At 64.9% G+C, this 21,707-nt stretch carries 15 protein-coding genes; 2 read left to right on the top strand and 13 right to left on the bottom strand.

Annotation, left to right across the window (positions count from 1 at the left end; translation table 11 throughout):
- Positions 1-36 precede the first annotated feature (36 nt).
- Together ACM43_RS19375 and ACM43_RS19370 are read right to left on the bottom strand one after the other, a co-directional pair.
- Positions 37-1,440, bottom strand: a complete 1,404-nt coding sequence (locus ACM43_RS19375; protein WP_271542153.1) for an efflux RND transporter periplasmic adaptor subunit — start codon at positions 1,438-1,440, stop codon at positions 37-39.
- The gene (locus tag ACM43_RS19370) at positions 1,430-2,914 is read right to left on the bottom strand and encodes an efflux transporter outer membrane subunit (protein ID WP_271542152.1); all 1,485 of its coding nucleotides are present in this window, start codon (positions 2,912-2,914) and stop codon (positions 1,430-1,432) included. The genes ACM43_RS19375 and ACM43_RS19370 overlap by 11 nt, the downstream gene beginning before the upstream one ends.
- Before the next feature lie 724 nt (positions 2,915-3,638).
- On the opposite strand from ACM43_RS19370, the gene ACM43_RS19365 reads away from it, so the two are divergent.
- Positions 3,639-4,673: a cysteine synthase A gene (locus ACM43_RS19365; RefSeq protein WP_271542151.1), complete on the top strand. Its 1,035-nt coding sequence runs from the start codon at positions 3,639-3,641 to the stop codon at positions 4,671-4,673.
- A gap of 61 nt (positions 4,674-4,734) precedes the next feature.
- Here ACM43_RS19365 and ACM43_RS19360 read toward each other — a convergent pair whose 3' ends face one another.
- The 7 genes from ACM43_RS19360 to ACM43_RS19330 all read right to left on the bottom strand — a co-directional run bounded on the left by ACM43_RS19360 (position 4,735) and on the right by ACM43_RS19330 (position 16,317).
- Complete coding sequence (locus tag ACM43_RS19360; protein WP_271542150.1) at positions 4,735-6,972, bottom strand: O-linked N-acetylglucosamine transferase, SPINDLY family protein; 2,238 nt, start codon at positions 6,970-6,972, stop codon at positions 4,735-4,737.
- Positions 6,973-7,090: 118 nt separating this feature from the next.
- Positions 7,091-9,364, bottom strand: a complete 2,274-nt coding sequence (locus tag ACM43_RS19355; protein ID WP_271542149.1) for an O-linked N-acetylglucosamine transferase, SPINDLY family protein — start codon at positions 9,362-9,364, stop codon at positions 7,091-7,093.
- Positions 9,365-9,478: 114 nt separating this feature from the next.
- On the bottom strand, positions 9,479-11,710 hold the full coding sequence (locus ACM43_RS19350) for an O-linked N-acetylglucosamine transferase family protein (RefSeq protein WP_271542148.1): 2,232 nt from the start codon (positions 11,708-11,710) through the stop codon (positions 9,479-9,481).
- Between the two features lie 93 nt (positions 11,711-11,803).
- Entirely contained in the window at positions 11,804-12,541 is a 738-nt protein-coding gene (locus ACM43_RS19345; protein WP_271542147.1) for an amino acid ABC transporter ATP-binding protein, read from the bottom strand.
- Between the two features lie 11 nt (positions 12,542-12,552).
- Positions 12,553-14,073 (bottom strand): amino acid ABC transporter permease, encoded by a 1,521-nt coding sequence (locus ACM43_RS19340; RefSeq protein WP_271542146.1) that lies wholly within the window; start codon positions 14,071-14,073, stop codon positions 12,553-12,555.
- Entirely contained in the window at positions 14,070-15,275 is a 1,206-nt protein-coding gene (locus tag ACM43_RS19335; protein WP_271542145.1) for an amino acid ABC transporter permease, read from the bottom strand. The genes ACM43_RS19340 and ACM43_RS19335 overlap by 4 nt, the downstream gene beginning before the upstream one ends.
- A gap of 25 nt (positions 15,276-15,300) precedes the next feature.
- Complete coding sequence (locus ACM43_RS19330; RefSeq protein ID WP_057029155.1) at positions 15,301-16,317, bottom strand: amino acid ABC transporter substrate-binding protein; 1,017 nt, start codon at positions 16,315-16,317, stop codon at positions 15,301-15,303.
- Between the two features lie 397 nt (positions 16,318-16,714).
- Here ACM43_RS19330 and metC point away from each other — a divergent pair, with 397 nt between their 5' ends.
- Positions 16,715-17,899, top strand: coding sequence for a cystathionine beta-lyase (gene metC / locus ACM43_RS19325; protein WP_271542144.1), 1,185 nt, complete (start codon positions 16,715-16,717; stop codon positions 17,897-17,899).
- Positions 17,900-17,964: 65 nt separating this feature from the next.
- Here metC and ACM43_RS19320 read toward each other — a convergent pair whose 3' ends face one another.
- The 4 genes from ACM43_RS19320 to ACM43_RS19305 form a co-directional block, all read right to left on the bottom strand.
- Positions 17,965-18,303 carry a lipid-A-disaccharide synthase N-terminal domain-containing protein gene (locus tag ACM43_RS19320; RefSeq protein ID WP_025036223.1) on the bottom strand — a complete coding sequence of 113 codons (339 nt, stop codon included), beginning with the start codon at positions 18,301-18,303 and terminating at the stop codon, positions 17,965-17,967.
- The gene (locus tag ACM43_RS19315) at positions 18,300-19,037 is read right to left on the bottom strand and encodes a glycosyltransferase family 2 protein (protein WP_271542143.1); all 738 of its coding nucleotides are present in this window, start codon (positions 19,035-19,037) and stop codon (positions 18,300-18,302) included. The genes ACM43_RS19320 and ACM43_RS19315 overlap by 4 nt, the downstream gene beginning before the upstream one ends.
- Positions 19,038-19,101: 64 nt before the next feature.
- Positions 19,102-19,947 carry a phosphatase PAP2 family protein gene (locus ACM43_RS19310; RefSeq protein ID WP_271542142.1) on the bottom strand — a complete coding sequence of 282 codons (846 nt, stop codon included), beginning with the start codon at positions 19,945-19,947 and terminating at the stop codon, positions 19,102-19,104.
- 1 nt (position 19,948) lies between these two features.
- Entirely contained in the window at positions 19,949-21,691 is a 1,743-nt protein-coding gene (locus ACM43_RS19305) for an ArnT family glycosyltransferase (protein WP_271542141.1), read from the bottom strand.
- Positions 21,692-21,707 lie beyond the last annotated feature (16 nt).

Raw genomic sequence — 21,707 nt, 5'->3', positions numbered from 1 at the left:
GGTTATGCCTGCCGCTTCAAGCGGCTGTTGTCGGGATCATGGCTGCTTGGCTCCACTTTCCGATGCCCCCGGCCCCGGCGCCGGTCCTGTCTGCCCCTTCTGGTCGCCTTCGCTGCTCTTGCGCTTGGCGCGCAACTCGCCGTCCTTGGCTTGGCCGTCCTTCTGCCCGTCCTTCTGGCCTTCGTTGGCACCATCCTTCTTCGGGGCGTCCGGTGCGCGTGAGCGCTTGCGCGGGGCAAGATCGGCCGACGGAGTCTGGTCGTCGCGGCCGACGATCACCTTGGAGCCGTCGGACAGATTTGCGAAGCCCGTGGTGACCACCCTCTCGCTCACCGACAGGCCGCTGGCGATCACGGCGTCATGCTCGTTCTGCTGGGTCACCGTCACGGGCTTGGCCGAGACGATGTTGTCCGCGCCGATGACGTAGCTGAAAGTGCCGATCGGGCCGCGCTGCACCGCCGAGGTCGGCACCACCAACGCCTGCGTCAAGGTCTCGACCTTGAGGCGGACGTTGACGAACTGGCCCGGCCAGAGCTGGTAATTGGCATTGGGGAATTCGGCCTTGAGCTTGAGCGTGCCGGTGGTCTGGTCGACCTGGTTGTCGATGCCGGTGAGCTTGCCGGTATCGATCACCGTGATGCCGTCATTGCCAAACACGTCGACCGCGAGCGGCCCCTTCGCCGCCGCCGCGTTGACGCGCATGATCTGCTGTTGCGGCAGGCTGAACCACACCGCGATCGGCTGCAATTGCGTGATCACCACGAGGCCCGTGGTGTCGGAGGCATGGATGATGTTGCCCTGGTCGACCAGGCGCAGGCCGACGCGGCCCGAGATCGGCGCCACGATCTTGGTGTAGCTCAGCGTCGCCGCCGCGTTGTCGATCGCAGCCTGGTCGGCCTTGACCAGCGCCTCGGTCTGCGCGACCAGCGCACGCTGGGTGTCGGCCTGCTGCTTGGAGCCGGCGTTGGAGGCGGCGAGCTGCTCGTAGCGCGCGAGGTCGATGCGTTGGTTGGCGAGCTGGGCCTGATCCTGCGCCTTCTTGGCAACCGCCTGGTCGTACTGCGCCTGATAGATCGCCGGATCGATCTCGCCGAGCACGTCGCCCTTCTTGACGTCCTGACCTTCCGCGAAATTGACCGCGATCAGCTTGCCGTCGACCTGCGAGCGCACGGTCACGGTGTTGAGCGCGCGGATCGCGCCGACGCCGTCGAGATAAACCGGCACGTCCTGGATGCGCGGGCTCGCCGCCAGCACCGGCACCGGCAGATCGGGGCGCTGATTGCGGTTGTTCGTCTGCTGCTGTTGCATGACGATCCAGCCGACATAGCCGAGGCCGCCGAGGATCGCGAGCGTGACCAGGGTCATGACGATGCCACGGCCGCGCGATCTCTTCGCCGTCCCCTCTCCCGCGCCCTGCTTGGTGTCCGGCTTAAAGAGCATTGACCGGTTTCTCCATTCGCGGCTCCCAGCCGCCGCCGAGCGCCTGGTACAGGCTGACGATGGCCAGAAGCCGTGCGAGTTGGGCCTGCGACAGCGCATCTTCCGCCTGGAACAGGGTCAGTTGGGTGTTGAGCACGGTCACGATGTCGGCGGTGCCGGCACGCAATTGCTGCTCGGAGAGATCGAAGGCGCGGCGCGAGGCGGCGACGACGTCACGCTGCAATTGCAGCCTGAACGTGGTCTGCTTGATCGAGAACAGCGCGTTGTCGACGTCGGCAAAGGCCTGGATGATGGTCTTGCGATAGGTTTGCAGCAGCTCGTCCTGCCGCGCCTTGGCCAACTCGAAATTCCCGAGGATCCTGCCGCCGTCGAAGATCGGCTGTGTCGCACTGCCCACGAGCTGGAAGAAGGCCGCATGCGGCTGGAACAGCGAGACCAGCGCCGAGCTCTGATAGCCGCCATTGCCGGTGAGCTGGATGGTGGGAAAGAACTGCGCGCGGGCATTGCCGATGTTGGCAGTGGCCGAGGCGAGCTGCGCCTCCTGTCGGCGGATGTCCGGCCGCTGCGTCAGCAGCTCCGACGGCAGGCCGGGCGTCACGCGCGGGATCGCGATCCGGTCCAGAGAGCCGCCGTGCACGCGCACGCTCTCCGGCGGCCGCGACACCAGCACGGCGAGCGCATTGACGTTCTGGTCCAGCGTCTGGCGCAATGGCGGCACCAGCGCCTTCTGGTTCGCCAGCACGCTCTCCTGCTGAGCGACGTCGAGATCGGTGCCGGTGCCGGCCCTGCGGCGCTCCCTGACCGCATCGAGGATGCGCTGCGCGCTCGCGATGTTGCGCTGTGAGGTCCTGATGCGGTCCTGCGAGGCCAGCACCTGGAAATAGGCGTTGGCGACGGCGGCGAGCGTCGTCAGCGCGACCGTGTCGCGATCGAAACGGTTGGCGTTCGCCGTCTCCTCCGCCGATTGCAGCGCGTCGCGGTTCTGCCCCCAGAAATCGAGCTGATAGCTCGCGCTCAGCGAGGCCGAATAATTGACGACCTCGCGCCCGCCGATGGACAGCCCCGAAGCGCTCGAGCCGGATGTGCGTGAATAGGACTCCGATCCGGCTGTCGAGACACTCGGCAGCAGCGCCGCGCCGGCCTGTCGCGCCTGCGCGTCAGCCTGGACAATGCGCGCCACGGCTGCGGCAATGTCGAGATTAACGGTCTGCGCCTCCTCCATCAGTTGCGTCAGCTCCGCGGAGCGGAAGCCGCGCCACCAATCCAGCGACGGCGGCGCATCGCCCTTGCCGGCATATTTGTAGTGCGCGGGAACGTCGAGCGCGGGATCGGGAAGATCCTGGGTCAGCACGCACGCCCCCGAGCCGGCAGCGAGACAGAGCACCGCAATCCATCGCGCCGCGCGCAGCGTTCCGAATGCAGAACCGAGAGACCGCCGCGAGGCGATCACTGGAACTTGCTGTGTCACATCCACCCCCCGCCGGGCAGATCAAGCCGCCGCAACGCTGCCGGATTAACCGATTCGCGGCGGGACGGTCGGGAGGCTTTGGACGACGCGCTCACAGTAATGATGCTTTCTGCGGAACCTGAGCTTCATACTAGCCGGGCCCGGAACGGCGGGACAGTGCCGCAATTGCGAGATGCCCGTGCCAACGAGGCGGGAGCGAACTGACAAGAATGCGAAAAGCGCCTGTGTCGCAGAGACTTTCTTCATTGCGAAACATTGGGAAACGTAAGCAAGCTTACCAAGATTTCATGTGATATCGCGGCCACACCCTTAGCTTCGCTCTTTATTCTCAACGCGTTGCACGCCTTCAGCTCAGTCCCACCCTCTGGGCGACGCACAACACCAGCCAATCTTGCCGAAAACGAAGCCGTCCAACGTACCGATATCTCTTGGGCCGTCACCGCGTCCACGTGTCCTGTCGCGACCCGTCTCGCCAGTGGCAAGAATCGGTCGCGACAGTGCTGATGGGGAGCGCAATCGTTCGTGCCCTGGCCGGGGTTCGGTCGTTTCCTCCTACCGATATCCCGCCTCGCGGCCGCGCGCATCAGCGCCGGTCTCGTCTCGGGCATATCACTGTTTCCGCGGGCGTTTCGGTCAGGTTCGCCGCAGCGCAAAAGCCTTCCCCTTTGGCCTCCCAAGCACTAGGTTCGGGCCAAAGCCGATCAACCCCTTGGTAGTGATTTCCCCCGACATGACCATTCGCAACGACGTTGTCGAAGCCATCGGCAACACCCCCCTGATCAAGCTCAAGCAGGCTTCGGAATTGACCGGCTGCACCATCCTGGGCAAGGCCGAGTTCATGAATCCCGGTCAGTCGGTGAAGGACCGCGCCGGCAAATGGATGATCCTGGAGGCCGAGAAGCGCGGCGAGCTGAAGCCCGGCGGGCTGGTGGTGGAAGCGACCGCCGGCAATACCGGCATCGGCCTTGCCGTGGTTGCGAGCGCGCGCGGCTATCGCACCCTGATTGTAATCCCGGAGACGCAGAGTCAGGAGAAGAAGGACTTTCTGAAGCTTTGCGGTGCCGAGCTGATCGAGGTGCCGGCCCTTCCCTACGCCAACCCCAACAACTACCAGCATGTCGGCCGGCGGCTCGCCGACGAGCTGCGCAAGACCGAGCCCAATGGCGTGCTGTTCGCCGACCAGTGGAACAACCTGGACAACGCCAAGGCGCATTACGAATCCACGGGGCCTGAGATCTGGGAGCAGACCGGCGGCAAGATCGACGGCTTCGTCTGCTCGGTCGGCAGCGGCGGCACGCTCGCCGGCGTCAGCCGCTATCTGAAGGAGAAGAACAAGAACATCCGCATCGCCTGCGCCGATCCGCACGGAGCCGGCATGTACGAATATTTCAGGACCGGCGATCCCAAAGCGACGCCGGGCGGCTCGATCACGGAGGGCATCGGCCTCAACCGCGCCACCGCCATCGTCGAGACCGCCAAGGTCGACGATGCCTATCTCATTCCCGACACCGACGCGGTCAGTGCGATCTACGAGCTGCTCCAGCACGAAGGTCTGTGCCTCGGCGGCTCGACGGGCATCAATGTCGTCGGCGCGATGCGGCTTGCGAAGCAGCTCGGGCCCGGCAAGACGATCGTTACCGTGCTGTGCGATTCCGGCAGCCGCTATCTGTCGAAGCTGTTCAACGCCGACTTCATGCGCGCCAAGAACCTGCCGGTGCCGGAATGGCTGGAGAAGCGCAGCAACATCAAGCCGCCCTTCGTCTGATCGTCACACGCATCATCGGGCCGAGGGCGCAGATCCACAAAATCTGCGCAGTTCGGCCGGCTCAAGCGACCCGCCCGCTTTCCGAGGCCGCAGCACAATAGTCGCGCCAGAACTTGCGGTAACCCTCCTCGACCCTGCGCGTGTAGGTTTCGACATTACCCGCGGCCGAAGCCGCGATCCGGGCCGGCAATTCCGCGCGCAGCTTTGCCAGATGCGCGGGCTGGGCAGCGAATTTGCACGCGATAGCGGCGTAGCCCTCGTCGTCCTCGGCCACCCAGTCGTCAAGACCGACGGCGGCCACGATGGAGCCGCCGGCGCGCGAGGATGCGCCGTGGCCGAGCTTGGCGACGACCGGAACGCCCGCATAGAGGGATTCCCAGGTGCTGACGCCGCCGTTCTGCGGAAACGGATCGAGCGAAATATCGACCAGCGCGAAGGCTCGCAGATGATCGGCGCGCTCGGACGAGCCGAGGCAGGTGATCCTCTCCTCGGCAATCCCGTGGGCGACAAAGCGCGCGAGAAGGCCGTCGCGCACCAGGGGATCGTCGAGCAGCGTATGCTTGATAATGATCTTCGATCCGGCCACCTCCCGCATCACGTTCGACCACACGCGAATGGCCTCGTCCGAGATCTTGTTGACGCGGTTGAACACGCCGAAGGTGACGTAGCCGTTGCGGAGCATGGGAGGCTCCGAAGGCGGCACATCCAGGATGGGATCGATCGTGATCAGGCACGGCAGGTCATAGACTGTTTCGGCCAGCAGATGCCGCGCCGATTGCGGAATGAAGACCGGATCCGCGAGCACGTAGTCCATCGTCCGAAGGCCCGTACCGGTCGCGTGCCCGAAGCCCGTGACCTGGATGGGAGCCGGCTTGCGGGCGAAGACCTGAAGCCTGTTGCCCGACGAGTGCCCGGACACGTCGATCAGGATATCGACCTTGTCGGCCTCGATACGATCGGCCAGTTCGTCGTCGAACATCTGCCAGGCATCGACCCATCCGTCTGCCGCCGACTTGAATTCGGCTGTGATCGCATCTCGTGTCGGCGAACACGAATAGCAGACGACCTCGAAGCTGGCATGATCGTGATGGCGTAGCACCGGCAGCAAGCCGAACGCCGCCGAATGATACCAGAATTCGGCGGAAACATAGCCGATCACGATCCGCCTGTCGGGATCGAGCTGCCGGGGGGCGAGCTTCCTCTGCGGCACGCGGGCACCGATCGCTTCGCCCCAGGACCTTCGCGTCGCCTGCTGGATCGTGAAATCGGCGTCGGGGAGAAAGTCCAGATAGTAGATCTTCCGCGCCATCAAGTCTGGATCCGGCGAGATCGCCAGCGCGGCGTCGAGATGTTCGATTGCGGACGCGATTTCTCCCTGATTTGCAAAACAGGAGCTCAGCAACGCCAATGCGATCGTGGAACGTGGATTTTGCTCGAGCAAGGTCGTGGAGGCCAGGATCGCCTGTGCGGTATTTCCCAGGCTGAGCGAGACCTCCGCCTTTCCCCGCAAGGCCATTTCGAACCGGGGCGAAAGCGCAAGTGCCGCATCGAAGTCCGCCGCCGCCTGTTCCAGCCGCGACAGTGCCGAGTTGAGGCGGCCGCGTTGCGCCAGGATCTTCGCCGAATCGGGCTTGATCGCGAACGCCGCTGCGAGCGCAGCTTCCGCCTCATCGTAGCGCCGGAGCTCGATGCTGACCATGCCTTTGCCGATGAGCGACTCGACGTGGCGCGGCTGAAACAGCAGCGCGCGATCAAAGCTCTCCCTGGCGCGGTCGAACCGGAACAGCGCCAGCTCCGCCACGCCACGATTGCAAAGCGCGTCGGCATAGTCGGGCTTCAGCTTGATGGCGCGATCGTAGACCTCGATGGCCTGCTCGGGCAGGTTCATCTGGAGCAGGGTGTTGCCGAGACCGGCCAGGGCCGGCGTAAAATTCGGCTTCAGCGCGATCGCTTTCTCCTGACAGGCGCGCGCCGCTTCCAATTTCTGAAGCACGAAATAGAGCGCCGCGAGATTGCTCTGAGCCTCGTGCGAACGCGGATCGATCGCAATCGCGCGCTCGAGCAGCTGTTGCGCCTCGTCGAGGCGCCCGCCCTGCTGCACGCTGAGGCCGAGCACGTGTGTGGCGTCGAAATGATCCGGAACGGCTTGCAAAATCTGGCGGCAGAGCGCCTCGCTCTCCGCATATCTGCCTTGGCCATAGGCGCTCGCCGCTGCGGAGATGACGGCGTCGGCCTGCTTCTTCAATTTCTTCTGCAATCGCGCATTCTGGAATGCGCGCGCGCCGACGCTGCTCTGCAAGGTGTCTCTCCGGAAGATGGCCCAAGGCCGAGTCTAACTGATTCGCGCACCGACCCGGCCGGGCTGCCGGACCAGAAATCCGTCCGGGATATCCCGGGGGTTGCCTGCAGGATGCGGCTCAGGAGCCGCCAGGTGCGTCCGCCCCGCTGACCGCAGCGTCGCCGTGCTCGGCGGCAGCGGCACAATAGTCGCGCCAGAACTTTCGGTAGCCCGCCTCGAGCTCACGCGTATAGATCTCGACATTGCCGGCGGGCGAGGCTGCGATCTGGGCCGGTAAGCCCGCGCGCAACTTCGCCAGATATTCGGGCTGCGAGGCAAACTTGCGGGCGATCTCGACATAGCCGTCGTCGTCCTCCGCGACCCAGTCGCCGAGGCCGATGGCCGCCACGATGGAGGCGCCGGCACGCGAGGAGGCTCCAATGCCGAGCTTGGCCACGACCGGAACGCCCTTGTAGAGGGATTCCCAGGTGCTGATGCCGCCGTTCTGCGGGAACGTGTCGAGGGAAATATCGATCTTGTCGAAGGCCATCAGATGGTCGTCACGCGAGGTGGTGCCGAGGCAAGTGATGTCCTCCTCCGCAATACCCTGTGCGATGAAGCGTGCGATCAGGCTATCGCGCAGCAGGGCGTCGTCGAGCAGACCATGCTTGAGGATGATCTTCGATCCCGGCATTTCCCGCATGATGCGCGACCACACGCGGATCGCATCACCCGAGATCTTGTAGATGCGGTTGAACACACCAAAGGTGACGTAGCCGTTGCGGAGCATCGGCAGCTCGGAGGGCTTTAGATTGGTGACCGGCTCCATCGTGATCAGGCACGGCAGATCGTGGATCTTCTCGGGAAACAGATGCCGGGCCGATGGCGGAATGAAGATGGGATCGGCGAGCACGTAATCCATGGTCGGCATGCCCGTGCCCGTCGCGTGTCCGAAGCCGGTGGCCTGGATCGGAGCCGGCTTTCGCGCGAAGCATTGCAGCCTGTTGCCGGTCGTGTGGCCGGAAACGTCGATCAGAATGTCGACATTGTCGGCCTGAATACGATCGGCGAGCTCGTCGTCGGAAAGGTCCCAGGCGTCGACCCAGACGTCCGCCAGCGCCTTGAACTTGGCGGTGTACTCGTCCGCGCCCGGCCAGGAGTAATAGCAGATGATTTTGAACTTGGCGTGATCATGATGGCGCAGCACCGGCAGCAAGGTCAGCCCCGCCGAATGTTGCCGGAACTCGGCCGCGACATAGCCGACCACGATCTGCTTGTCCGGATCGAGCGGCCGCTTCGGCAGCGTCCGCCGCGGCTGCTTGGAGCCGATCCTGTCCCACCACTCGCGTCTTACCGCCTGCTGGAGGACAAAATCGGCCTCGGCGCGATAGTCCAGAAGGAAGATCTTGCCCCTGATTGCATCCCCATAGTCCGGCCTGATCGCCAGCGCGCGATCGAGATATTCGATCGCAGAGTCCATGTCGCCCTGGTTCGAATAGGCAAAGCCCATCAGCGCCAGCCCCATCTCGGAGCGCGGATTCTGCTTGATCAACGCCGTTGCCGCCGCCGTCGCCTGTGCGGTCTTTCCCATCACGAGGCAGACCTGCGCCTTGCCCCGGAGCGCAAGCTCGAGCTTGGGCGAGACCGCGAGCGCCGCATCGAAGTCCGCAAGCGCGGGCTCCAGGCGCTGCAGCTCGTAACTGAGCCGCCCGCGCTGGGCCAGGATCCTCGGCGAGCCCGGCTTGATCGCGAGCGCCATCGCAAACTTGGCCGCCGCCTCCTCGTGGTGCCGGAGCTCCATGGCGACCATGCCGAGGCCGACGATCGCCTCGGCGTGGCGCGGCTGAAACAGCAAGGCGCGATCGAAGCTCTCCTTGGCCTTCGTGACCTGTGCCAGCAATATCTCGATCATGCCGCGATTGCAGAACGCGTCAGCGTAGTCCGGTTTGATCTTGATGGCGCGTTCGTGCATCTCGAGCGCCTGCGCGTACTGGCCCAGATGCATCAGCGTGTTGCCGAGATTGGTCAGCCCGACCGCGAAATTCGGCTTCAGCGCGATCGCCTTCTCCTGGCAGCGCCGCGCTTCTTCGAGATTGCCGAGGTCGAAATGCACGGTCGCGAGATTGTTGTGGGCATCGTGCAGGCGCGGATCGAGCGCGATCACACCCTCGAGCAGCTCCCTCGCCTCGTCCAGGCGCCGGCCATCATGGGCGCACATGCCGAGCAGGTGCATGGCGTCGACGTGATCCGGAAGGGCTTTCAGGATCTCGCGGCACAGCGCCTCGGTCTCGGCATATCGGCCCTGGCCATAGGCGTTCGCCGCAGCGGCAATGACGGCGTCGGCCTGCTTCATCAACTTCTTCTGCAATCGCGCATTCTGGAACGCGCGCGCGCCGCCGCCGCTCTTCTGCAAGGTGTATCTCCGGAGGACGCCCTCAGCAGAGTCTAACTGATTCGCGAGCTTGGCCCGCCGGTCACCGGAGTCCTATCGCCTCCGGGATTTCCCGGGGCCCGGCGCAAGATCCTCCTACGCCACCTCCGAAGCGGCGGCACAATGATCGCGCCAGAACCGGCGATAAGCCGCTTCGACCTCGCGCGTGTAAAATTCGACGTCGCCGGCCGGCGAGGCTGCGATCCGAGCCGGCAGATCCGCCCGCAGCTTTGCCAGGTAGGACGGCTGCGCCGCATATTTGCACGCGATCGCTGCATAGCCCGCGTCATCCTCGGCGACCCAGTCCTCCAGGCCGACGGCGGCGACGATGGAGCCGCCGGCGCGCGACGAGGCGCCGCTGCCGAGCTTGGCGACCACGGGAACGCCGGCATAGAGGGACTCCCAGGTGCTGATGCCGCCGTTCTGCGGGAAGGTGTCGAGGGACATGTCGACCATCGCGAAGGCCCGCAGATGCTCGGGGCGCGAGGTCGAGCCCATGCAGATGACGTTCTCTTCGGGGATGCCCTGTGCCGCGAACCGCGCGACCAGTCGATCGCGCAGCAATGGATCGTCAAGCAGCCCGTTCTTGACGATGATCTTCGATCCCCTCACCGCATGCATCACATTCGACCACACCCGGATGGCCTCGTCCGAAATCTTGAAGATGCGGTTGAACACCCCGAAAGTGACGTAGCCGTTGCGGAGCATGGGTGGCTCTGAAGGCGGAATGTCCAGAATCGGATCGATCGTGATCAGGCACGGCAGGTCATGGACCTTCTCGGCCAGGAGATGACGCGCCGATTGCGGAATGAAGATCGGGTCCGCGAGCACGTAGTCCATGGTTTGAAGGCCTGTCCCCGTGGCGTGCCCGAAGCCTGTGACCTGGATCGGCGCCGGCTTGCGGGCAAAGACATGAAGCCTGCTGCCGGTCGTGTGCCCGGAGACATCGATCAGAATATCGATGCCATCGGCCTGGATGCGGTCGGCCAGCTCGTCATCGGACAATTGTGCGGCATCGACGAAGACATCCGCGAGAGGCTTGAATCTCTCCGTCATCTTGTCCTGTACCGGCCAGCAGGAGTAGCAGACGATCTTGAACTGGGCGTGATCATGATGACGCAGCACCGGCAACAGAGAGTATGCCGCCGAGTGGTTCCTGAATTCGGATGCGACGTATCCGATCACGATCCGCCGGTCAGGATCGAGTGGCCGCGGCGCCAGCGTCCTTTGCTGCAGCTTCGCGCCGATCGCGTCCCACCAATATTTTCGCGCCGCCTGCTGCGCGGCGAAATCGGCCTCCGGCAGGTAGTCCAGCACGAAGATCTTGTATCCGATCGCCTCCGGAAAATCCGGCGCGATCTCGAGCGCGGCGTCGAGGTGCACGAGCGCGGTCGCGATGTCTCCCTGGTTCACGTGACAAGCTGCCAGCAGCGCCAGCCCCATTTCGGATCGCGGATTGACCTCGAGCAGCGTCTTGACGCCTGCCATCGCCCGCGCCGTGTTTCCCGCGAGAATGTCGATCTGCGCCCGCCAGCACAGCGCGAGCTCGAGTCGTGGCGATTGCGCCAGCGCCGCGTCGAGGTCCGCGGCCGCCTGCTCCAGCCGGGACAAACTTAGGTTGAACCGTCCACGCTGCAGCAGAATCCGCGGCGAACCCGGCTTGATCGCGAGCGCGGCGTCGAAGGCGGCGCCCGCTTCCGCGAAGTGCCGGAGCTCGAGGCTGACCATCCCCCTGCCCGCGATCGCCTCGGCGTGAGATGGCTGAAATGTCAGGGCACGGTCGAAGCTCGCCTTGGCGCGCTCGAACTGGCCCGTCATCAATTCCGCCATGCCACGGTTGCAAAACGCATCGGCATAATCCGGCTTCAGCCTGATCGCCCGCTCGTGCAGCCCGATCGCCTCGTTGCCGAGGCCGATGTGCAGCAGCGTATTGCCGAGATTGGTCAGGGTGATCGGACAGTTCGGCTTGAGCGCGATGGCCTTCTCCTGGCAGGCGCGGGCGCCAGCGAATTTCTCCAGCGCGAAATAGACCGCCCCGAGATTGCCGTGCGCATCGGGCGAACGCGGATCGAGCGCAATCGCACGCTCGAGCAGGAATTCCGCCTCCTCGAGCCGCCCGCCGTCGAACGCGCGCAGGCCGAGCAGGTGCGTGGCATGGAAATGATCCGGCACCTCCTTCAAGATCTCGCGGCAGAGCATCTCGGCCTCATCGGGCCTGCCCTGCCCGAGTGCCTCGATCGCGAAGGCCATGACGGCGTCCGCCTGCTTCTTCAGCTTCTTTTCCAGTCGCGCATTCTGGTATGCGCGCACGCCGGCACTGCTCTGCAAGGTCTCTCTCCGGAGGATGGTCCGAAAAGAGGCAAGCCGATTCGGATGGTGCCAGGCTTGCGGTCAGACCGGCGAGGCCACAGTTTGCCGGGCTCAGCGCAGAATCTGGCTCAGGAACAGCTTGGTGCGGGCGTGCTGCGGGGCGGCGAAGAACTCGTTCGGGGTGTTGGCCTCGATGATCTGCCCGGCGTCCATGAACACGACGCGGTTGGCGACCTCGCGGGCAAAGCCCATCTCGTGGGTGACGACCAGCATGGTCATGCCTTCCTCGGCGAGGTCGACCATGGTGTCGAGCACCTCCTTGACCATCTCGGGGTCGAGCGCCGAGGTCGGCTCGTCGAACAGCATCACCTTCGGGTTCATGGTCAGGGCTCGGGCGATCGCGACACGCTGCTGCTGGCCGCCGGACATCTGACCCGGAAACTTGTTGGCCTGGTGCGGGATCTTGACCCGCTCCAGGAACTTCATCGCGGTCGCCTCGGCGTCCTTCTTGGGGATGTTGCGGACCCAGATCGGCGCCAGCGTGCAATTGTCGAGCACGGTCAGGTGCGGGAACAGGTTGAAGCTTTGGAACACCATGCCGACTTCACGGCGGACCGCGTCGACGTGCTTGAGGTTCGGCCCGAGCTCGATGCCGTCGACGACGATCTCGCCCTCCTGGAATTCCTCCAGCGCATTGATGCAGCGGATCAGCGTGGACTTTCCCGAGCCCGAGGGGCCGCAGATCACGATGCGCTCGCCCTTCTGCACCGCCAAATCGATGTCACGCAGGACGTGGAATTCGCCATACCATTTGTTCAGGCCGGAAATCTTGACGATGGGCTCGGACATGGTGGTCTCGATCAGTTGCGGCGGTGGGCGTTGAGGCGATGCTCGACGAACAAGGAATAGCGCGACATGCCGAAGCAGAACAGGAAGTAGATGATCCCGGCGAAGGCGAAGCCGGTGAACGCCGTCGACGGCGTCGACCATTTCGGATCCGCGAACGAGGCGCGCAGCGAGCCGAGCAGATCGAACAGCGCCACGATCGAGACCAGCGAGGTGTCCTTGAACAGCGAGATGAAGCTGTTGACGAGGTTCGGAATGACGTGCCGCAGCCCCTGCGGCAGCACGATCAGCGAGGTCGTCTTCCACCAGGACAGTCCGAGGGCGGCGGCCGCCTCGCTCTGCCCGCGCGGGATGGCCGCGAGCCCGCCGCGGACGTTCTCGGCCTGATAGGCGCCGGTGAACAGCGCGATGCCGATCAGCGCACGCACCAAGCCGTCGACGGTGAAATTGCCGGGCAGGAACAGGGGCAGCATGTAGGTTGCGAAGAACAGCACGGTGATCAGCGGCACGCCGCGCCAGAACTCGATGAAGGCGATCGAGAAGATCCGGATCAAGGGAATGGTCGAGCGGCGGCCAAGTGCGAGCGCGATGCCGATCGGCAGCGAGGTGACGATGCCGGTGACGGAGACCACCAGCGTCACCAGGAGGCCGCCCCACAGATTCGTCGTCACGATCGGCAATCCGCCGTGGTCGAGGTCCATCAGCCTGATGACGATGGCGATGCCTATGAAGGTGGCGACGCTCGAGGCCAGAGCCCGCCCGCCGGTGCGAACGCCGCCGCCGAGAACGAAGGCGATCAGGCAGACGATGGCGGCCGTGACGGCGAAATCCGCCCAGACCGGCTGGCCCGTGCCCTGGATTAAATCGCGCAGCCAGGTGAGCGGAAAGATCAGCCAATGGATCACCGTGCCGAGCAGCACGATGAGGCTCCCGAGCGCCCACAGCAGCGGACCGACCGCGGAGGTCCTGCTCGAGGTGAGCAGCGCCTGTCCGGCACCAACGATGCTCTCGTCGAACAATTGCAGCAGGCCGGCCGTCCAGCTCAGCCCGAAGCCCTTGATGCCGCCGCCGTGCAGCAGGAAGAACGCCACCACCGGAAAGGCGACGAAGAACAGGCCGGCATTCAGGCTCTTCGCCGGCAGCCGCGGAATGAGCAGCGGCAACAGCAGGACGACTGCAAGCAACAGCGTCAAGTTCACCCGCCAACGCTCGGCCTCGGGATAGAAGCCGTAGATCAGTTGCGGGAGCTTCGCCTGGATGTAGGGCCAGCAGGCGCCGACCGCAAAGCCGGCGTTCTCGGCGAGGCACGCGGTGCGGTCCTTACCGCTCCAGACCGCATCGACCATCAGGAACTTGACGGAGGGGACGATGGTGAACCAGAGCAGCAAGGCGCCGACGATCGTCAGCAGGATGTTGGTCGGCGAGTTGAACAGGCGCGTGCGCATCAGGCCGATGAAGCCCGTCGTCTTCACCGGCGCCGGACGCTCGGCGAGCAGATCCTGGCGAACGAAGCTGGATGACATGACATCGCTCATGCGCCGAGGCTCCGGCTGACGCGCCAACCGTAGACGCTCATGATCGCGCTGGTGAGGAGCGAGATCAGGAGATAGACGCCCATCGTCATGGCGATGATCTCGATCGCCTGCCCGGTCTGGCTCAGCGACGTTCCGGCAAACACCGACACCAGGTCAGGATAGCCGATCGCGACCGCCAGCGACGAGTTCTTGGTGAGATTGAGGTACTGGTTGGTCAGCGGCGGCACGATGACGCGCATGGCCTGCGGCACGACGATGAGGCGGAGCGTGGCGCCGCGGCTGAGGCCGAGCGAAGATCCCGCCTCCATCTGCCCCTTGTGAACGGACAGGATGCCAGCGCGCACGATCTCGGCGATGAAGGCGGCGGTATAGGTCGCCAGCGCCACCGTCAGCGCCACGAATTCCGGGATGATGCGTGAGCCGCCGGCGAAGTTGAACCCCCTCAGCTGCGGCAGCTCGAAGGTGAAGGGCAGACCGAAGACCAGCACCGTGGCGAGCGGAAGGCCGAACAGCAGGGCCAGCACGGAAGGCCAGATGCGGATCACCTGCCCGCGCTGGAACAGCGCTCGCCTTGCGTAGACGCGCAGCGCCAGTGAGGCGACGACGCCGAGCGCCAGCACCGCCAGGAACGGCGCAAGACCGCTCTGACCGATCGGGCTGGGAATGACGAGGCCCCGATTGCTGATGAAGGCAATGCCGAACAGGGAAATGCTCTGCCGCGGATTTGGCAGGGCCGCGAGCACCGCCAGGTACCAGAACAGGATCTGGAACAGCAGTGGCAGGTTGCGGATGACCTCGACATAGATCTCGCCGACCCGTGACAGCAGCCAATTGGGCGACAGCCGGCACAGCGCGACGATGAAGCCGATCACCGTGGCGAAGACGATACCGACCACGGAGACCACGAGCGTATTCAACAGCCCGACCACGAACACGCGCAGGAACGTGTCCGAGCCGGTGTACGAGATCAGGGTCTGGTTGACGTCGAAGCCGGCATTGTTCCTGAGGAAGCCGAAGCCGGCGGCGATGTGCTGGTTCTCGAGATTGGCCCGCGCGTTGGAGACGATCTCGTAGCCGATCCAGCCCAGGATCGCTGCGAAGGCAAACTGGACGGCAACGCCGTTCCAGCCTGCCTTGCCGCCCAGAATGCGCCGGATCTTCAGCGCGATCTGGGGCGGCGGTTTTCGAGCCTCGGTGCTCATGCCGCTGCCGGCCGATCAGGGCTGATCAGCGGATCGGCGGCGCGTACTGAAGACCGCCCTTGTTCCAGAGATTGTTGACACCGCGATTGATGCCGAGCGGCGAACCGGCGCCGACGGTGCGATCGAACACCTCACCGTAATTGCCGACGGTCTTGACGATCCGCACCACCCAATCCTTGGTCAGGCCGAGCTGTTCGCCGAAATTGCCGTCGCTGCCGAGCACGCGCTTCAGCTCGGGATTTTCCAGCTTCGCCTTCTCGTCGATGTTCTTCGAGGTCACGCCGAGCTCTTCGGCGGTGAGCATCGCGAACAGCGTCCATTTCACGATGTCGAACCACTGGTCGTCGCCGTGCCGCACCATCGGACCGAGCGGCTCCTTCGAGATGATCTCGGGCAGCACCATATGGTCGTTGGGGCTGGCGAGCTTGAGGCGGTTGGCGTACAGGCCCGACTGGTCGGTGGTGAAGACGTCGCAGCGGCCGGCTTCATAGGCCTTGACGGTCTCGTCGTTGGTGGCGAACGCGATCACCTCGTACTTCATGTTGTTGGCCTTGAAGTAGTCGGCGAGGTTCTGCTCAGTGGTGGTGCCGGTCTGCACGCAGACCGATGCGCTGTTGAGCTCGAGCGCCGAATTCACCTTGAGCGACTTCTTCACCATGAAGCCCTGCCCGTCGTAATAGGTCACGCCGGTGAAATTGGCGCCGAGCGAGGTGTCGCGCGAGATGGTCCAGGTGGTGTTGCGCGAGAGCACGTCGATCTCGCCGGATTGCAGCGCGGTGAAGCGGTCCTTGGCGGACAGCGGCACGAACTTGACCTTGGTCGGATCGTTGAAGATGGCGCCGGCAATGGCGCGGCAGACGTCGACGTCGATGCCGGTCCAGTTGCCCTTATCGTCGGGCGACGAGAAGCCCGGCAGGCCCTGGCTGACGCCGCAGGACACCATGCCCCGATCCTTGACGGTCTTGAGCGTTTGCGCATCGGCGGCTTGGGCGGTGAGGCCGGCGGCGAGAGCAAGGGAGAGAGCCAGGGTTACGCGTTTCATGGGCTTTGGGCCTTTCAAGGTCGTCTCAAGGTCAGGAATGTTGTCTTAGGATCGTCTCTGCCAAGCCAGGTCCTTCAAGAATCCGGCCTTGCAAGAGTCATGCTGGAAAACCTTGCCGAACACTCGCCGATCTCGGGAGGCCATACCTTCATCCCCGCCGCCGGCGCCCGCCATCTCTTGGCTGTGACGCGACGTCCGGTCAGGCAATGGATCGAAGGTCGCGGCAGGCCCCTCAACATGCGGCGACTGAATAGCACCTGCGCATCACAGAACGACTAGCGTTCCGGGTCAAGGGGTTGACGGGACTCTTCTGTGTTCTGTTATTAACGACCGCGGCCTTTCGGTCGGCCCAGGGGCGCGATGCGTCCGGTGGAAACGCGGTTTTGAAAGCAGGCGCATGGATTCTTCGTCCCCCCAAGAGCAGCACGCCGATACCCGGCTGGTCACCTCCGGCCGCGACACCAAGGCGCAGAAGGGGTTCGTCAATCCGCCGGTCTTCCACGGCTCGACCGTGCTCTATCCGACCGCAGAGGACCTGCACGCCCATCGCGGCGAGTTCACCTACGGCCGTCACGGTTCCCCGACCACCAAGGCGTTCCAGGAGACGCTGATGGCGCTGGAGGGTCCGCAATGCGCCGGCGTCGGTATCGTGCCGTCGGGGCTGTCGGCGATCTCCACCACCCTGCTCTCGGTGCTGAAGGCCGGCGACCACATCCTGGTGGTCGACAACATCTATCGGCCCTCGCGCAATTTCTGTAACGGCATGCTCACGCGCTACGGCGTCGAGACCACCTATTTCGATCCGATGATCGGCGCCGGCATCGACAAGCTGTTCAAGCCCAACACCCGGGCCGTTCTGGTGGAGGCGCCGGGCTCGCAATCGCTCGAGATGCCCGACATCCGCGCCATCGCCGAAGTCGCACATGGGCGCGGCGCGCTCGTCATCGACGACAACACCTGGGCGACGCCGCTCTATCACCGCTCGCTCGACCAGGGCGTCGACATCAGCATGCAGGCCGCCACCAAATATATCGGCGGTCATTCCGACATCATGTTCGGCACCATCTCGGCCAACGCCAAGGCCTGGCCGATGATTGCCGAAGGCATCCGCTTGCTCGGCGTCTGTGCCGGCCCCGACGACGTCTTCCTGGCGCTGCGCGGCCTCCGCACGCTGTCGGTGCGGCTGGCGCAGCATCATCGCTCCGGGCTCGAGATGGCGCGCTGGCTGGCGGCGAGGCCTGAGGTTGCGCGGGTGCTGCATCCCGGGCTCGAGACCGATCCCGGTCATGCGATCTGGAAGCGCGACTTCACCGGCGCCTCCGGCTTGTTCAGCATCGTGCTGAAGCCGGCGCCGCAGAAGGCGGTCGACACCATGCTCAATACGCTGAAGCTGTTCGGCATGGGCTTTTCCTGGGGCGGGTTCGAGAGCCTTGCAATTCCCTTCGATTGCGATGCCTATCGCACTGCGACCAAATGGGCGCCCGGCGGCCCGACGCTGCGTCTCCACATCGGGCTCGAGAACACCGACGACCTCAAGGCCGATCTCGATCGCGGCTTCGCTGCCCTGAAAGCGGCCATGTGAGCATCAGGATTGGGCATCTCGCCCAGCAACGTGCCAGGCTTCAACAAGCGGAGCCGAACGCTCGGTCAGCGGTCCAGCGTCTTTGAGGCGGTGCCGCGGTTCTTCCAGATCAGCATGATGTTTCTGATATAGATGATGGTCGCGAGCGACTGTCCGAGGATGATGACGGGCTCGCGCTTCACGACGCCATAGACCAGCGTCATCAGCCCGCCGCCCATCGAGCAGAACCAGAACGCCATCGGCACCACGCTGTTGCCGGCGCGCTCGCTCGCGATCCACTGCACCAGGAAGCGCGCCGTGAAGAACAGCTGCGCGACCAGGCCGAATGCCAGCCAGAAGTCGAATTTGGCGACGAAGACGTCATAGAGATAATTGCTCAGCGCCTGACCGTATTGAATGATCATGCGTTCACCTCGGTCACTTCAGGCGTCGCCTTCTTGCGGCGGATCAGCCACCAGACGCCGGCGAGATCCATGATGCCGATCCACAGCCGGTCGAAGAAACCATAGTTGGACACGCCCGAATGGCGCGGCCGGTCGATCACGTCGACATAGGCGATGTCGTAGCCTTCGCGGCGGACCAACGCGGGAAGGAAGCGATGCAGCCCGTCGAAATATGGAAGCATCAGGAAAACGTCACGCCGGAACGCCTTCAGCCCGCAGCCGGTGTCGCGCGTGCCGTCCTTCAGGATGGCGTTGCGAACGCCGTTAGCGACGCGCGACTGGAATTTCTTGAAGCCGGTGTCCTTGCGCCCGATCCGCTGGCCGGCCGCGAGACCGACGCGCCCTGCCCCCTTCTCGACTGCCGCGATCAGGTCGGGCAGGAAGGCCGGATTGTTCTGGCCGTCGCCATCGAGCGTCGCCACGATCTCCCCGCGCGCCGCGCGCACGCCGCTGCGCACGGCCGCCGACTGGCCGCCCGATCGTGCATGGCGAAGCTGACGCAGATTGCTCCGCTGCTTCATGATGGCGCCAAGCCGCTCGCCGGTGGCGTCGGTCGAGCCGTCGTTGACGTAGATGATCTCATAGGGCCAGCGGCCATCGAGTGCCGCGCCGATCTCCGAGATCAGCGGCGCGATGTTGTCGGCTTCGTTGCGCACGGGAACAACGATGGACACCGAAGGCTGGGACGTCGACAAATCGAGGCTCGTGGTTGGAATTGACCTGCCCAGGGGAACCGGCGGTCCCGGCAGGCAGCCGCTTTTATGGGGCGGATGCCCGGTGGGCAACCCTTTTGAGGCGGTCGGAAAACGTCCCTGAAAGCGGCACGATGGTGCCGTCGGCGCGGATGGCAAATCCGAGCTTTCGGGCCGCGAACCAGTAATGAACGGCCATGGCGCCCACCGTTCCGACCAGAGCGCCGGCGACCACGTCGCTCGGATGATGCGCCAGCAACACCAGGCGCGTCAGCACGATCACGATTGCGTAAGTGAACATGAAGACGCGCAGACGCGGCCACAGTGCCGAGACGGCAAACGCCAGGGCGAACGCGGCCACGGCGTGGCCTGACGGCAGGCTGGCATAAGCCCCCGTCCCCTCGAACGGGACGAAGTTGAACGGATTGGCCTTGCCCCCGACGAACGGACGTCCGCGGCCGATGACATATTTCAGGATTTCGGCGACGAAGGCTGACACGGCAACCGACAGAAACAGGAATTGCAGCCGCGTGCCGAAGCCGAGCAGCAGCGCGCGACGCCTCCCGTGCAGCCCGGCCGCAACGAGCGCCAGCACCACCAGCGCAGCACCCAGCACCGAGAGGATATACTCGTCCTTGCCGAAATCGGTGAGGATGCGGATCGGCCACAGGCTCGGCGTGCCGCGCGGCGGCATCAGCAGGATTTCGGTCTGATCGAACGCGACCATCAGCACGATGACGAGCGCTGCACCCGCCGTGGCAATCCATAGCGAATGCCGCGCCAGCTTCCGGGCGGCCTCGGCGCGGCGCGAATGCGAGGGCGACCGCACGAGCTGCGCCAGCGCGCGCCAGGATACCGCTAGCAATTGCGCGGGATAGCCGGCATGCGGCGCAATGTCGGTCGGGGCCCGCACCCTATTCGGTTCCTTCCGAGCGGAAGATCGAGATCGAGATCGCGCGCCCTTGCGAGAAATTATAGCCGTCGATGCGCGCGCCCACCTTGTAGCGCAGCCCGATCGCCTCGGCGCGCTGCACGAAGCTGCGCTCCGAGCGCTGCTCGATCAGCGCGAAGCGGCAGCTGCCCTGCCGCAGGAAATCCGCCGCACCGGAGCCGTCGGTGAGCAAGGTCCGGGTGCCCGCTAGGAAGACGAGGCTCGGCTCGTGATAACCGGCCGCAGCCGCCTTCGGTCCGACGCAGGTGACGTTGCGAAGCGCGCGCGCGATCTCGATGCTGGGAAACAGCGGCGTCAGCGACGGCAGCACGATGCCGTAAATCGTCACGGCGAGCATCAGGCCTGCGACCAGGGCGTTGAGCAACGAGCGCTCGGCGCGGTTGGTATCGAACAGCCACCAGGCGAACAGACCGAAGATCAGCGCGGCCGCGATGAACGGCCAGGCCACGAAAGCGGGCTGCCGCGTCAGTATCACCGAGCCGACCACCGCAATGATGGAGGCGGCTGCGGGGATCGCGAACCACCAGGCCGAGCCGCGCATCAGCCAGGAGCGCGACAGCACGCGCCGCTCCACCGCGCCGGCGGTGAGGATCGCGATCGCGGGATACAGCGGCAGCACGTAATGCGGCAGCTTGGTCAGCACCGCCTCGAACACGATCCAGGACGGGATCAGCCAGGCCAGCAGGAACTGCGCACCGGGCTCGCGGCGGGCCCGCCACACCGCGGGCGCCGCCATCGCCGCCAGCGGCGCACCTGGCCAGAACGTGATCCAGAACAGCGCCAGGTAAAGTCCGGGCGGTGCGCCGTGGGATTCCTGGGCGCCGAGCTTGCTCAGCATGTCGCCGCCGACGGAGGTGGTGAAGAAGGTCTCGCCCGCGCGCCAGAAGATCGCGACGAACCAGGGCAGCACCAGCACCAGCATCCACATCAGGCCCCAGACAGGCCGCAGCTTCCACAGCCAGGAGGCGTCGCGGTCCTGGATCGCGAGCGCGACGATGGTCAGGCCTGCGAACATCAGGATCAGCGGGCCCTTGATCAGGATGCCCACGGCGAGTGCGGTCCAGAAGATCGCGGGCCAGCTCCAGGGCGGATGCGTCTCGTCCTCGGCGCGCTGCCAGGACAGATAGGCCCGCGCCATCGCGCCCATCGCGGCGACCACGCAGAGCAGCAGCATGGCGTCGGTCTTGGCCAGGCGCGCCTCGACGCCGAGCAGCACGGAGGCGCACATCATCAGCGCCGCCAGCACCGCGGCACGTCGTGTTATGAATCCGAGCGCGGCCCAATAGGTCATCAGCACGGCGCCGATCGCCCCCATCAGCGACGGCAGCCGGTAGACCCAGATACGCAATTCGGCCTTCGGCAGCTTGAGCATCGATGCGGCTTCGAGGGTCGCCGATTGCAACCAGTAGATGCCGACCGGCTTCTTGTAGCGGACGTCCTCCTGAAAGCGGATGTCGACATAGTCGCCGCTCTCGACCATCTGCTTGGTGGCCTGGGCAAACCGCGCCTCGTCGCGGTCGATCGGCGGGATGGTGAAGAAGCCCGGCAGGAACAGCAGCAGCGCGCACAGCACCAGGAAGCCGATCGCGCGCGGGTGGCTGGCCGTGACGATGTCGAGCATGCGCACGAGCCCGCTGCCCGGATTTGTGGGCGATTTCGACTCGCGGGGGGCACCAAAACGGGGGCTGGGGTAGGTCTCGGCCATTGGTTCCGCTTACGCT

Origin of the sequence: Bradyrhizobium sp. CCBAU 45321 (genome assembly GCF_028128975.1) — a bacterium.
In the GTDB taxonomy this organism is placed as follows: Bacteria; Pseudomonadota; Alphaproteobacteria; order Rhizobiales; family Xanthobacteraceae; genus Bradyrhizobium; species Bradyrhizobium yuanmingense.
Note: the sequence above shows the minus strand (reverse complement) of the source record. Positions and strands in the feature narration are given on the sequence as shown.

Excerpts from the sequence above, each read along its gene's own strand:
- ACM43_RS19375 (WP_271542153.1), bottom strand. The coding sequence starts at position 1,440 with ATGCTCTTTAAGCCGGACACCAAGCAGGGCGCGGGAGAGGGGACGGCG.
- ACM43_RS19365 (WP_271542151.1), top strand. The coding sequence starts at position 3,639 with ATGACCATTCGCAACGACGTTGTCGAAGCCATCGGCAACACCCCCCTG.
- ACM43_RS19345 (WP_271542147.1), bottom strand. The coding sequence starts at position 12,541 with ATGTCCGAGCCCATCGTCAAGATTTCCGGCCTGAACAAATGGTATGGC.
- ACM43_RS19340 (WP_271542146.1), bottom strand. The coding sequence starts at position 14,073 with ATGAGCGATGTCATGTCATCCAGCTTCGTTCGCCAGGATCTGCTCGCC.
- ACM43_RS19335 (WP_271542145.1), bottom strand. The coding sequence starts at position 15,275 with ATGAGCACCGAGGCTCGAAAACCGCCGCCCCAGATCGCGCTGAAGATC.
- ACM43_RS19330 (WP_057029155.1), bottom strand. The coding sequence starts at position 16,317 with ATGAAACGCGTAACCCTGGCTCTCTCCCTTGCTCTCGCCGCCGGCCTC.
- metC (WP_271542144.1), top strand. The coding sequence starts at position 16,715 with ATGGATTCTTCGTCCCCCCAAGAGCAGCACGCCGATACCCGGCTGGTC.
- ACM43_RS19320 (WP_025036223.1), bottom strand. The coding sequence starts at position 18,303 with ATGATCATTCAATACGGTCAGGCGCTGAGCAATTATCTCTATGACGTC.
- ACM43_RS19305 (WP_271542141.1), bottom strand. The coding sequence starts at position 21,691 with ATGGCCGAGACCTACCCCAGCCCCCGTTTTGGTGCCCCCCGCGAGTCG.